Source organism: Agrobacterium sp. 5Ca39, assembly GCF_055382365.1.
In genome coordinates this window covers 1,325,993-1,338,464 of sequence record NZ_AP026437.1, presented here as the reverse complement: position 1 = coordinate 1,338,464, position 12,472 = coordinate 1,325,993, and the positions used below count along the sequence as shown (strand labels likewise).

Below are 12,472 nucleotides of genomic sequence, written 5' to 3'. Positions count from 1 at the left end.
AGTACGCCTGAAAAACTCAGACAACGCGACGGTCACGCCACTCGTCGCGTTGTTTTCGCATCCACTCCAGGAAAAGCGTCACCTTTCGCTGCCGCAGGTGAGAATGCGGGCAAACGATCCATTGGGTAACGAGCTTGATGCGCGGTGCGTCGATGACGGGGCAGACAAGCGCTCCGGTACTCAGTTCCCGTTCCATCATCAGCGTGCTTTCCAGCGCGACGCCCAGACCGCCGGCCGCGGCGTCGATGGCCATATGGCTGCGGTCGAACAGCACGCGCCGCCATCTTTTGTCTGAATGCACGCCCGCCATCGGGAACCAGTGCGTCCACTGCGCCTGCGCCTTCACCGAATGAATGAGCCGCAGTTCGAGCAGATCGGCAGCCTGAAGGCTTCCGGTGGCGGCATAGTCCGGTGAGGACACCGGCAGGAATTCCTCTTCCACCAGCCCTTCCACGAAGAGGCCCGGCCAACGACCATCGCCGTGGCGCAGCTCCACATCGACGAGCTCCTGCGAAAAATCGGTCGGCTCGTTGGTGCCGTCCAAGCGCACTTCCAGTTCAGGATGCTCCTCCAGAAAGGAGCCGAGACGCGGCAGAAGCCATTTGTTGGAAATGGTCGGCGTCGCCCGGATCGTCAGTGCCGTGACGGAACGGAAACCGCGAATGCTGTCGGTGGCGTCGGATATCTGCTCGATCTGGGCGGTGATCATCGAAAAATAGCGCTCGCCCGCTTCCGTCAATGTCACCTTGCGGCCCGTCCGCGCCATCAGCGTCGTGCCGAGCTGGCCTTCCAGCAGCTGGATCTGCTGGGAAACGGCCGAAGGTGTCACGCTCAACTCTTCCGCCGCCCGGGAAATGCTGCCCGCCCTTGCCGCAGCGTGGAAAACAAGGATCGATTTTATCGGGATTTGCATGGGTAGGGCTTTGCTCAACGGAATACGGCGGTCACCCGAGTATCACAGGTGACCGCCGTGTTGAAAAGCGTTGAACGCGAGGCTTTTAGCGATGGCTCGGCAGTTTCGGCAGGAAGACCGTCAAAAGGCCGAGCAGCGGCATGTAGGAGCAGATGCGGTAGACGAATTCAATGCCTTCCTTATCCGCATAGACCCCCAGAACCGCAGCCCCGATGCCACCGAAACCGAAGGCGAAACCGAAGAACATGCCGGCGATGAGGCCGACGCGGCCCGGCACAAGCTCCTGCGCGAAAACGACGATGGCCGAGAAAGCGGAAGAGAAGACGAAGCCGATGACGACGACCAGAACGGCTGTCCAGAACAGGTTCGCATAGGGCAGCATCAACGCGAAGGGAATGACGCCGAGGATCGAGAACCAGATGACGACGCGCGAGCCGAAACGGTCACCGATCGGGCCGCCGAAGAACACGCCCAGTGCCGAAGCCCCGAGGAAGAGGAACAGCAGTACCTGCGCGTCCTGCACGCCAAGGCCGAACCTGTCGATGGTGTAGAAGGTGAAGTAGCTCGACAGGCTGGCGAGATAGGCATTCTTGGTGGCGGTCAGAACCACCAGCACCAGAAGCGTCATCATCACGGTTCCGCGTGAGAGCGGCAGGGCGCGGCTGGCCGGAGCCTTGCCGACGGTTGCGCGGCGGTGGCGGGTATACCAGACGCCGACCCAGGACAGCACGCCGAAGCCGAGGAGCGCAATCAGCGAGAACCAGCTGAGGCTCGACTGGCCCAATGGAATGACGATGAAGGCGGCGAGCAGCGGGCCGATGGCCGTGCCGGTATTCCCACCCACCTGGAAGAAGGACTGCGCCAGACCATGGCGGCCGCCGGATGCCAGGCGGGCAACGCGCGAGGCTTCGGGATGGAAGATCGCCGAGCCGATGCCGATGAGGCAGGCGCCAATCACCAGAACCTCGAAACTATGGGCAAAGGCGAGCGTGATGAGGCCGGCGCAGGTGGAGAGCATGGCCACGGGCAGGGAAAACGGCATGGGCCAACGGTCTGTCACCATGCCGACGACCGGCTGCAGCAGCGATGCCGTGACCTGAAAGGCGAAGGTAAGCAGTCCGATCTGTACGAAATCGAGCGCGTAATTGGCTTTCAGCAACGGGTAAAGCGACGTCAGCAGCGATTGCATGATGTCGTTCAGCATATGGCAGAAGCTCGCGGCTGCGATGATTGAAAACGCCGTGCGTTGCGGGTTGAACCCGGTGCTGGTGACGGTGGCCATGAATTATCCTCTCCAGATCCCCGCCGATGAAACGGGAAACATGTCTTTATTTGCTCCCGCTTTTATTCATATTGTGTCTGGCCTGCATTTGTGTTCTGGACGAGTTTCTTTGTGAGTGGGCCAAATGGCAAAAATCAAATCGCGACAGACAGTCGGTGTGACGCTCGAGGAGCATGAGCGCAGCCTGAAACTGATCGACGGCACCAATGAGCCGGTGCTGGCGCTCCATCGCATCTATCCGACGGGGCATCGCACTCCGCCCCATAACCATAGTCGCGTGCAGATATGGTGCGCGCGCCGGGGGGTGGTGCTGGTCAGCACGGCGGATGGGCGCTGGATGATACCGCCGGGTCACGGGCTGCTCATTCCCGCCGGTCTGCAACATGAGGCCGAAGTCATCTCCAATGTCGAGATGCACTCCATCTACGTCCATCCCGATCTCTTCCAGGCAACGTCTCCAAGGGTCGTGGAAATAACAGATCTCGCCTCGAGCCTGATTTCCGAATTGCTGGCCGAGGAACATCAGCCAGCTGCTTTTCACCGGCAGGGTCTCGTGCGCGCACTTTTGCTGGATGAAGTGAACCGCCTGCCGGAACGCCCTTTGGGTTTGCCATTTCCGGACAATCAGCGGCTGGCAGCGCTTTGCCGGGATTTCCTCAACAGGCCCGTGGCGCGGGTGGAGATCGATGACTGGGCGGCGGCCATGGGCATCAGCCGCCGGTCCTTCACGCGTCTGTTTCGCAAGGAACTGGGGGTGAGCTTCGCCACATGGCGTCAGCAGGCCTGCATCTTCGCCTCCCTGCCGCGGCTGGCGGCGGGGGAGGCCGTGACGAACGTGGCGCTGGATGCCGGTTATGAAAACATCCCCGCTTTTACAACGATGTTCCGGCGAATGCTGGGCAGCTCGCCCCGGGCTTATCGCCAGGCGGCGCGGCAACGCAGCGCTGCTTTTCCCGATTTTGAAGAGATGGGTGGCTAGGGTTGGGTGGCTCACTCAACCTCATCCCTGTGACGAGCACACGAATGAGGAGGATACCCTAAGCCGCCGCCGCCCGCATGTCGCGGCGGAAATCGGAAGGCGACATGCCTGATATCTGGCGGAATGCCTTGTTGAATGCGCTGACCGAGCCAAAACCGCTTTCCATGGCGATCTGCAGGATATTGTCCTTGCCCGTCATCAGCATGGCCTGCGCGCGCGAAAGACGGAGCAGGGTCAGATATTTGATCAGCGTCATGCCGGTGGATTTGCGGAACAGGTTCATCGCATACTTCGGGTGAAGCGCGGCGGCGCGGGCGATGTCGGTTGCGTCGATATCGTCGAGGAAATTGGCGGCAATGAAATCGCACATGCGTACCACGCCGATGGAGGGCGCCATGCCCTCATCATTCTCTCTGCGTTTGCCGCTGGCGGCGGAGGATATGACGGCGTATGGCTCGAGGAACATCCGCTCGACCCTGAGCAGCAATTCTTCCACCGCGTGCTGGGCTTTCGCCGGGTCGCCGGAGGTGACATAGCGAAACCAGCGGCCGAAATTTTCGGCGTCTGCCTTGTCCGTCTCAGCACTCACCATCGTCGCACCGCCCATCAGCAGGCTCGAAACGGTAGCGGGCAGGCGCATGCGGAAAAAGTGCACGAGCGGAAGATGCGCGCCGGCGTAAAACGAATCGTCGGAAGAGTGGTCCATCTGGTGCGGCTGGCCACCCCAGAAGATGCACATCTGGCCGGAATTAAGCGTAAGGTCATGATCGCCCATGCGATAATGCACCGATCCCGCCATCACGTAATTCACCTCCACCTGCGCGTGCCAGTGTGGCCTGAGCATGATGGGCGGGTGATTGTGAAAAAGCTGAAGGGTTGTCGGCATGCCTTCGATGCTGCTTGCACCCGGCTGGTAGAAGGCTCTTTCAGCAATCTTACTTTCCGCCAAATCGATGTTCCCTTTTTACGAGACAGATTTCCTGCCGCCGGTAATGTGCCCATGTTCGCTGAAGAACGGCAATTGAAAAAGGGAGGTTTTCAATGTGCTTGAAATTTCTTGGCGCGTCTACGGCCATGCTGCTTCTTGCAGCCCCGGCTTTCGCGCAAACCGAGACCGTCACCATCTGGAGCTGGAATGTCGCGGCTTCCGCGCTGAAATCCACGGTAGAGGGCTTCAACAAGCAGAATCCGGATATCAAGATCGTCGTTGAAGACCTTGGAAACAATCAGGTTTTTGACAAGACGCTGGCCGCCTGCGCCGCCGGGGGCGATGGTCTTCCTGACATCGTCACCATTGAAAATTTCGAAGCGGAACTGTTCTGGAGCCGTTTTCCCGATTGTTTCGCCAATCTGACCGAGCTTGGCTATACGCCGGAGAAACAGGCGCTTTTTCCTGATTTCAAGCGCACGGAACTGGAGGTTGACGGTGTAGCCTATGCGGTTCCGTGGGACTCCGGCCCGGTAGCGGTTTTCTATCGCCGCGACTTCTATGAAAAGGCGGGCGTCGATCCGGCCACCATCAAGAGCTGGGATGATTTCATCGCCGCCGGCGAGAAGGTCATGGCTGCCAATCCCGGAACGGTCATGGCGCAGGCCGACTTCAACGGCGATAGCGAATGGTTCCGCATGATCGCCAATGAGCAGGGATGCGGTTACTTTTCGACCGATGGCCAGAACATTACCATCAACCAGCCCGCCTGTGTCGCGACCCTTGAAAAGGTCAAGGAAATGAAGGACGCCGGCATCATCACGGCGGCGATCTGGGATGAAAAGATCCAGGCCAATACCGCCGGCAAGGCGGCAAGCCAGATGTATGGCGCCTGGTACGAGGGCACGATCCGCTCCGGCTCGCCCGATCTCGCGGGCAAATGGGGCGTCTATCTGATGCCGAGCCTCACGCCTGACGGTCCGCATGCGGCCAATCTCGGCGGGTCTTCGCTGGCGATCAGTTCGACGTCCGAGCACAAGGAAGCCGCATGGAAATACATCGATTACGCGCTGACCACGAATGAGGGCCAGGTGACGATGCTGAAATCCTTCGGCCTCGTTCCCTCGCTGCTGTCAGCCATCGACGATCCCTTCGTGAAGGAGAAGCACCCCTATTGGGGCGGGCAGGCGGTCTGGACCGATATTCTCGCCACGCTGCCGAAGATCGTTCCAAGCCGCGGCACGGCATTCCAGTCCGATGCGGATGCGATCTACAAGGCGACGCAGACGAAATATTTCGCAGGTGGCTATCCCGATGCGAAGGCTGCGCTCGATGATGCGGCAAAGCAGATCGAAACGGCCACGGGGCTGCCTGTCGCGCAGTAAGCCGGCGGCCAGGACCGAGCGGGTGCCACGGGCTTCTTCTCCCCGATGGGGAGAAGGGGGCAACGTTGGTGATAGATCGCGAGCTAACCCCCTCATCCGACCCTTCGGGCCACCTTCTCCCCCTTGGGGAGAAGAAATAGGCCGCACCGCCCTGCAATGGTCTCGCCCTCGAAATCGGGCAGGCCTTCAAGCTTTTCCATTTATCCGGTCCATGCCCGGCATCTGGAGGTCGTCATGCCGTCTAGGAACAGGATCGCTTATGCGTTCCTTGCACCTTATCTCCTGATTTTCGCCACCTTCTGGGTCTGGCCGATCATCAGCTCGTTCATGCTGTCGTTCCAGAATACCCGCATTAACCCGTGGCGGTTTGCACCGTCCATGAACTGGGGGCGGCTCGTCTCCGATCCGGCTTTTTATAACGCGCTCTACAATACGCTGATCATTCTGGTCATTCAGGTGCCGGTCATGATCGCGCTCGCCACCGTCATGGCGGTGCTCCTGAATTCGCCGCTGCTGAAGGCGCGGCCGCTCTATCGTTTTGCCTTCTTCGCGCCTGTCGTTGTCGGTGAGGTGGCCTATGCGGCGGTGTTCCGGCTGATGTTCAGCGCCGATTTTGGCATCATCAACAAGCTCATCACGTCAGTCGGCCTTTCGTCCATCTCGTGGTTCGACAATGCCAATGCGGCCATGGCGCTGGTCATCATCGCGGTGACATGGCGCTGGGCGGGGTATAACGCCATCATCATTCTCGCCGGTCTGCAATCGATCCCCGGCGATGTCTATGAGGCGGCGACGCTGGACAAGGTGAGCAAGCGCCAGCAGTTCTTTCATATCACGCTGCCGCTCCTCAAGCCCATCATCCTGTTCTGCGTTGTCCTGTCGGTCATCGGCACCATGCAGCTCTTTGCCGAACCCTTCCTCATCACCAACAGGGGCGGGCCGGGCGGCGGCACGGAAACGCTGGGACTCTTCCTTTATCGGCAGGGCTTCACCTCGCTCAATTTCGGGTACGCCTCGGCCATCGCCTACACCATGGCGGCGCTCGCCATCGCCATTTCGTTGCTTAATCTCTGGGTCGGGAGGGAGCCGAAATGAGATCGAAATCGAGATCGCTTTTCTGGCAAAAGATCGCGCTGCACGCGGTGCTGACGCCACTTGCCGTCATCTGGCTGTTTCCGCTGTGGATGATGTTCGTGTTCTCGACCATGCCGGATTACGGCATCTTCAGCCCCGATATCGTTCTGGTGCCGTCCACCAACTTCATCGACAATTTCAACAACCTGCAGGCGGATACGAATTTCCTCAGGGCCATGTTCATCTCGATCACCGTCGCCTGCATCTACACCGTCCTTTCGGTCTTCCTGACGTCGATGGCGGGCTGGGCGCTGGCGCGGTACCGTTTTGCGGGACGCGGCGTGGTGATCGCCATCATTCTCGGCACCATCACCCTGCCGTTTGCAGTCGTCGTCATTCCGCAATTCATCATGGTGGCGCGGGAATTCAAGCTCGCCAATACCTGGGTAGCGCTGATCGTGCCGCCGCTCTTCAACTCGCTAGGCGTGCTGTTCATGCGGCAATCCTTCTCGATGATGCCGACGGAGCTTTTCGATGCCGCGCGGGTGGAAGGCGTCAAGGAATGGCAGATTTTCCTGCGCATTGCTTTGCCCTTGGCGCGACCCACCATGGCGGCGCTCTCCATCATTCTCTTCCTGGCCTCGTGGAACAATTACCTCTGGCCGCTTCTCATCAATTCCCGCCCAGGAATGATGACCGCACCCGTGGCGCTTGGCACCCTTATCGGGCTCACCAAGGTGTCATGGGGCGGCATCATGGCCGGCGCGGTGCTGCTGACCGCACCCATTCTCGTGGTTTTCGTGGTCCTGCAGCGTCACTTCATCGCCGGCATTTCAGCCGGGGCAGTCAAGTAAGGGGAGGCCGCATGGCGGAACTTTCGCTCAAAAACGTGGTCAAGCGATACGGTGCGCTGGAGGTGATCCATGGCGCCAACCTTGAGGTGAAAGACGGGGAATTCGTCGTTTTTGTCGGCCCGTCCGGCTGCGGAAAATCCACGCTTCTCAGAATGATCGCGGGGCTGGAGGATATTTCCGGCGGCGATATCGTGATTGGCGGCAAGACGGTCAGTGATGCTGATCCGGCCGATCGTGGCATTGCCATGGTGTTCCAGTCCTATGCACTTTATCCGCATATGACGGTGGCCGAAAACCTCTCCTTCGGCCTCAGGATGAACGGCAACCCAAAGGCCGATACGGAAAAGCGGGTCAACCGCGCCGCCGAAATCCTGCAGATCAATGAACTGATGGATCGCCGGCCGAAACAGCTTTCCGGCGGCCAGCGGCAGCGTGTGGCCATCGGCCGGGCCATTGTGCGCGAGCCGAAGGTCTTCCTGTTCGACGAGCCTCTGTCCAACCTCGATGCGGAACTGCGGGTGCAGATGCGCGTCGAAATTTCGCGCCTGCACAAGCAACTCGGCACCACGATGATCTATGTGACGCATGACCAGACCGAGGCGATGACGCTGGCCGACAAGATCGTGGTCCTGCGGGCGGGCAATATCGAACAGGTGGGTGCGCCGCTCGATCTTTACGATGATCCCGCCAACCGCTTTGTCGCCGGCTTTGTCGGCTCGCCGAAGATGAACTTTCTCGACGCCACTGTCATCGGCGGCGGCGCCGACAGCGTCACGCTCGCCCTCGACAGCGATCCTGCGGTGCGGCTGACTTTGCCGATCAAAGAGCGCGTCAACGAGGGCGCCAGGGTCTCGCTCGGCATCCGGCCGGAGCATTTTGCCGATGCGGGCGGGGGCGATGCCGATCTCACCGTGCATGTCGATGTCGCCGAGCATCTCGGCAATACCAGCTATGTCTATGCCCGAACCGAAGGCGGCGAGCAGCTCATCATCGAGCGGCCGGAATCGCGTGATGTCGGCAATCGCGACCGGCTGACGGTCGGCCTTTCCGCCCGCCGGGCTTTCCTTTTCGACAGCAAGGGCGAACGCCTGCGCTGAACCCTTTCCCAAGCACCCAAGACCGATACGAAAGACGAGGATTTCATGACCACCGAACAACCGATCCGCTGGGGCATCATCGGCCCGGGCACCATCGCCAGAACCTTTGCTGACGGTATCGCCCATTCCCGCACCGGCAGGCTGGAGGCCATCGCCACTCGCAATCCGGACAAGCCCGGCCTTGCCGAAGCTTTTTCCGGCGCGCGCATTGTGAAGGGTTACGATGCGCTGCTTGCCGATCCCGATATCGACGCGGTCTATATCGCCACGCCCCATACGGGCCATGCCGAGTGGGCAATCAAGGCAATCCGGGCGGGCAAAAACGTGCTGGTGGAAAAGCCGATCGCGATTTCCGCTTATGACGCCGACGCCATTTTCCATGAGGCGAAAAAGGGCGGCGTTTTTGCCGGTGAAGCCTATATGTATCGCCTGCATCCGCAGACGGCGAAATTGCTGGAACTGGTGAAAGCCCGCGCGGTCGGCGATATCCGCATCATCCGCTCCAGCTTCGGTTTCAACATGGGCTCGTTCCGGGCCGATCACCGGCTCTTCGCCAATGAAACCGCGGGCGGCGGCATTCTCGATGTCGGCGGTTATCCGGTTTCCATGGTGCGGATGATCGCAGGCGCTGTGGATGGAAAGCCTTTTGCGGAGCCCGAAAAAGTGGCGGGTGCTGCCCATCTCGGCCAGTCGGGCGTTGATGAATGGGCCTCGGCCGTGCTGAAATTCCCAAACGGGATCGTCGCCGAAGTCTCGTGCTCGATCATGGCGGCGCAGGACAATGTGCTGCGCATCATCGGCTCGGACGGCCGGATCGAGGTCAGGGATTTCTGGTTTGCCGCCGGCCACAAGGGCGGCACCGGGCGGATCGATATCATCAGGGGCGACAAGGTGGAAACCATCGAGCTGCCGGAGGATCGCTGGCTTTATTCCTTCGAGGTCGATGCGGCGGGCGAAGCAATTCGCCAGGGTAAAAAGGAATTCGATGCACCCGGCATGGCCTGGGCGGACAGCCTCGGCAACCTGCGCGTCATGGACCAGTGGCGGGCTTCCGTCGGGCTGGAATACAGCGTCGAAAAGGCGACGTCGCGCATCGCCAATATAGCCGGTGGTAAGGTTGTATCCGGAAATACGGTCCCGAAGCGGCAGATACCGGGCCTTGCCAAGCCCGCTTCGGTAGTCGCGCTCGGCTTCGAGTTTTTCCCCAATTTCGCTTCCGCATCCCTGACGCTCGATGCGTTTTACGAGGCGGGCGGCAATCTCTTCGATACGGCCTATGTCTATGGCGGCGGCAAAACGGAGGCGATTTTCGGCGACTGGCACACCAGCCGCAACGTGCCGCGCGAAGAGATCGTGCTGATCGGCAAGGGTGCGCATTCGCCGCTCTGCTATCCCGATATGATCGCCAAACAGCTAGATCATTCGCTGGAGCGTCTGAAGACGGATTATGTCGATGTTTATTTCATGCATCGCGATAATCCCGACGTCCCGGTGGGCGAGTTCGTTGATGCCATGGATGCCGAGGTTCGGCGCGGGCGCATTCGCGGCATTTTCGGTGGCTCGAACTGGACGCGCGAACGCATGGATGAGGCCGCGGCTTACGCGCAGAAGAACGGCAAACAGGCCCCCGGCGCGCTTTCCAACAATTTCTCGCTTGCCGAAATGCTCGATCCCATCTGGGCGGGCTGCGTGGCGGCATCGGATGACGAATGGAAAGAATGGCTCAAATCCCGACAAATCCCCAATTTCGCCTGGTCCAGCCAGGGGCGCGGTTTCTTCACCGAGCGGGCAGGGCGGGACAAGCATGACGATGAGGAAATCGTCCGCGTCTGGTATTCCGACCGCAATTTCGTCCGTCGCGATCGGGCGATCGAGCTTGCGCAGAAACTCGGGCGCCACCCAATCCATATCGCTCTCGCTTATGTCATCGCCCAGCCTTTCCCGGTCATCCCGCTGATCGGGCCGCGCACGATTGCGGAGCTGGAGGATAGTCTTTCGGCGCTCGATATTGCGCTGACGGACGAGCAGGTGAAGTGGCTGGAGGCGTAAGAGTGGATTGAGGCTGAGGATTTATCTGCCGCCTCTTTCGGATAGGTCAAGCCGTTGCGGCATATTTCTTCTCCCCGCCGGGGAGAAGGTGGCCTGAAGGGTCGGATGAGGGGGGAACGTTGCCGGATTTCGGAGAGCGAGCCCCCTCATCCCGCTGCCGCGGACTTCTCCCCGGCGGGGAGAAGAAACAAGGGGCATCCGCTCGCTCACACTGATGAATCTCAGGGTTGAGACATCATCTTCCACCTTCTTTCCTATCCCGGTGACTGCTAAAGCGTAGGTTCACAAACCTGCCGCCAAACAATCACCGGAGTTCCCATGAGCGATATCGACCGAGGCCGCGCCCAGCAGCTGATGCGGGAGGCGGAGATTGATGCGCTGGTACTGTTCCAGCCCGAGGCCTTTCGTTATGCGGTTGGTGCGCCTGCCGGTGTTGCGACCATGTGGGGCAAAGCGGGTTCCGCAATTGCGCTGGTGCCTGCCGATGCCGGGGCAGGGCTGGCCGCCGTCGTCAGTGATCATGCCGCGCCGATCATCAGGAGGGCGGCACCTGATATTGATCTGCGCTGCCATCGCATCTGGATCGATTTGGTCGATCTTTCGGGTGTGGACACCATCGCGCAGGTGGATGATGCCTATCGCCGCAACAATTCAGGTGGGCCGCGGCCGGAGACATTCGATCGTACCGCCTGCTTCGGCCTGCTCTCCGATCTGCTGCGGGAGCGCGGACTGTCCGCGGCGCGCATCGGTGCCGACCTTGAATTCATGCCCGCGGCCGATTTCCTAGCGCTGCGTCAGGCATTGCCCGAGGTGAACTGGGTTGATGGTTCGACGGTGCTGAAACGTCTGAGGGCGGTGAAATCTCAACGCGAGATCAACCTTCTCAGGCAGGCGTCAGCCGCAGCCGAGGCGGGGCTGGTCGAGATGGCAGCCGCCGTCCGACCGGGGGCAGTTCTTGGTCAACTCTCTACCGCCTGGAAATCCGGCGCGCAGGCATATGCCGCGAAATCCGGTTTTTCTTTGAGCGGGCATTGGGACTTCATTTCGGTCGGCCCGGCCTTGTCAGATATGACGGCAGCGGTCGCGCCGGGTGCGCTGATCAAGGCCGATGTGGGCACGCTGGTGGACGGTTATTCTTCGGATGGCGCGCGGACTTTTTCATGGGGGCCGGTTTCGCCTTTGGCGGGCGATATCTTCAAGGCTCTGGAAGCGGCCTTCGCCCGCGGGCTGGACGCGCTCCGCCCGGGCAATACATTCGGTGCAGTGCACGCCGCCATGCTGGCCTCGATGCGCAAGGACGGCTTCGGTGAATATTATCGCGGCCACTTCGGCCACTCCGTTGGTGGCAGCGTGGGTATCGAGGAATGGCCGTTCTTTTCCCACGACAATCCGGAAGTCATCCTTCCCGGCATGGTCGTTGCGCTCGAAGCGCCGTTTTATGGGGAAGGCGTGGGTGCGTTGATGATCGAGGACCAGTTCCTCGTCACCGCGTCTGGCGCAGAGTGCATGAACAGCCTGCCACGCACCCTGCGGGATTTATCTGCGGACTGATCGCCGGATCAGAGGAAATCGTCGCGGCGCGGCGTGAAGCAGTCGATCAGTTCGCCCTCTTCCAGACACAGGCAGCCATGCTCGATATGGCCGGGAATGACGAGGCTATCGCCCTTCTTGAGGTCGTAGGCCTCGCCATCACGGTAAAAGCGGAAGCTGCCGCTGGCGACATAGGTCGATTGTACATGCGGATGGCTGTGCAGCTTGCCTTCCGCGCCGGTCTTGAAACGGAACGATACCACCATCAGTTCGGGCGCTTCGGAAAGCACGGTGCGTTCTACGCCATCGTCGGGCGAAACAGTGGGGAAGGTCGGAAGCTGCTGCATATCTTTCTCCTCAGTCAATGCGGTTCGGGCGGCA

The 12,472-nt window shown here is 60.4% G+C and carries 11 protein-coding genes; 7 read left to right on the top strand and 4 right to left on the bottom strand.

Annotation, left to right across the window (positions count from 1 at the left end; all coding sequences use genetic code 11):
- Positions 1 to 16: 16 nt before the first annotated feature.
- Positions 17 to 913 (bottom strand): LysR substrate-binding domain-containing protein, encoded by an 897-nt coding sequence (locus ACZ47E_RS19875; RefSeq protein WP_006700384.1) that lies wholly within the window; start codon positions 911 to 913, stop codon positions 17 to 19.
- A gap of 85 nt (positions 914 to 998) precedes the next feature.
- Positions 999 to 2,195: an MFS transporter gene (locus tag ACZ47E_RS19870; RefSeq protein WP_004445010.1), complete on the bottom strand. Its 1,197-nt coding sequence runs from the start codon at positions 2,193 to 2,195 to the stop codon at positions 999 to 1,001.
- A 124-nt stretch (positions 2,196 to 2,319) separates the two neighbouring features.
- On the opposite strand from ACZ47E_RS19870, the gene ACZ47E_RS19865 reads away from it, so the two are divergent.
- Positions 2,320 to 3,174 carry an AraC family transcriptional regulator gene (locus ACZ47E_RS19865; protein WP_004445008.1) on the top strand — a complete coding sequence of 285 codons (855 nt, stop codon included), beginning with the start codon at positions 2,320 to 2,322 and terminating at the stop codon, positions 3,172 to 3,174.
- Between the two features lie 58 nt (positions 3,175 to 3,232).
- Here ACZ47E_RS19865 and ACZ47E_RS19860 read toward each other — a convergent pair whose 3' ends face one another.
- Positions 3,233 to 4,123, bottom strand: coding sequence for a helix-turn-helix domain-containing protein (locus ACZ47E_RS19860; RefSeq protein WP_034496639.1), 891 nt, complete (start codon positions 4,121 to 4,123; stop codon positions 3,233 to 3,235).
- Positions 4,124 to 4,215: 92 nt separating this feature from the next.
- Here ACZ47E_RS19860 and ACZ47E_RS19855 point away from each other — a divergent pair, with 92 nt between their 5' ends.
- From ACZ47E_RS19855 to ACZ47E_RS19830, 6 genes are all read left to right on the top strand, one after another.
- Entirely contained in the window at positions 4,216 to 5,487 is a 1,272-nt protein-coding gene (locus ACZ47E_RS19855) for an ABC transporter substrate-binding protein (RefSeq protein WP_125271372.1), read from the top strand.
- Positions 5,488 to 5,721: 234 nt separating this feature from the next.
- Positions 5,722 to 6,582, top strand: a complete 861-nt coding sequence (locus tag ACZ47E_RS19850) for a carbohydrate ABC transporter permease (protein WP_112766341.1) — start codon at positions 5,722 to 5,724, stop codon at positions 6,580 to 6,582.
- Positions 6,579 to 7,415 carry a carbohydrate ABC transporter permease gene (locus ACZ47E_RS19845; protein ID WP_034496635.1) on the top strand — a complete coding sequence of 279 codons (837 nt, stop codon included), beginning with the start codon at positions 6,579 to 6,581 and terminating at the stop codon, positions 7,413 to 7,415. The genes ACZ47E_RS19850 and ACZ47E_RS19845 overlap by 4 nt, the downstream gene beginning before the upstream one ends.
- An 11-nt stretch (positions 7,416 to 7,426) precedes the next feature.
- Entirely contained in the window at positions 7,427 to 8,512 is a 1,086-nt protein-coding gene (locus ACZ47E_RS19840) for an ABC transporter ATP-binding protein (RefSeq protein ID WP_174150069.1), read from the top strand.
- Between the two features lie 45 nt (positions 8,513 to 8,557).
- On the top strand, positions 8,558 to 10,561 hold the full coding sequence (locus tag ACZ47E_RS19835; protein ID WP_174150068.1) for an aldo/keto reductase: 2,004 nt from the start codon (positions 8,558 to 8,560) through the stop codon (positions 10,559 to 10,561).
- A 318-nt stretch (positions 10,562 to 10,879) separates the two neighbouring features.
- A complete protein-coding gene (locus tag ACZ47E_RS19830) occupies positions 10,880 to 12,112 on the top strand; it encodes a M24 family metallopeptidase (RefSeq protein ID WP_278067564.1) in 1,233 nt (410 codons plus the stop codon).
- 8 nt (positions 12,113 to 12,120) lie between these two features.
- Here ACZ47E_RS19830 and ACZ47E_RS19825 read toward each other — a convergent pair whose 3' ends face one another.
- Entirely contained in the window at positions 12,121 to 12,438 is a 318-nt protein-coding gene (locus ACZ47E_RS19825) for a cupin domain-containing protein (protein WP_006700391.1), read from the bottom strand.
- Between the last annotated feature and the right edge of the window lie 34 nt (positions 12,439 to 12,472).

Excerpts from the sequence above, each read along its gene's own strand:
- ACZ47E_RS19855 (WP_125271372.1), top strand. The coding sequence starts at position 4,216 with ATGTGCTTGAAATTTCTTGGCGCGTCTACGGCCATGCTGCTTCTTGCA.
- ACZ47E_RS19870 (WP_004445010.1), bottom strand. The coding sequence starts at position 2,195 with ATGGCCACCGTCACCAGCACCGGGTTCAACCCGCAACGCACGGCGTTT.
- ACZ47E_RS19835 (WP_174150068.1), top strand. The coding sequence starts at position 8,558 with ATGACCACCGAACAACCGATCCGCTGGGGCATCATCGGCCCGGGCACC.
- ACZ47E_RS19825 (WP_006700391.1), bottom strand. The coding sequence starts at position 12,438 with ATGCAGCAGCTTCCGACCTTCCCCACTGTTTCGCCCGACGATGGCGTA.
- ACZ47E_RS19865 (WP_004445008.1), top strand. The coding sequence starts at position 2,320 with ATGGCAAAAATCAAATCGCGACAGACAGTCGGTGTGACGCTCGAGGAG.
- ACZ47E_RS19840 (WP_174150069.1), top strand. The coding sequence starts at position 7,427 with ATGGCGGAACTTTCGCTCAAAAACGTGGTCAAGCGATACGGTGCGCTG.
- ACZ47E_RS19850 (WP_112766341.1), top strand. The coding sequence starts at position 5,722 with ATGCCGTCTAGGAACAGGATCGCTTATGCGTTCCTTGCACCTTATCTC.
- ACZ47E_RS19830 (WP_278067564.1), top strand. The coding sequence starts at position 10,880 with ATGAGCGATATCGACCGAGGCCGCGCCCAGCAGCTGATGCGGGAGGCG.
- ACZ47E_RS19845 (WP_034496635.1), top strand. The coding sequence starts at position 6,579 with ATGAGATCGAAATCGAGATCGCTTTTCTGGCAAAAGATCGCGCTGCAC.
- ACZ47E_RS19875 (WP_006700384.1), bottom strand. The coding sequence starts at position 913 with ATGCAAATCCCGATAAAATCGATCCTTGTTTTCCACGCTGCGGCAAGG.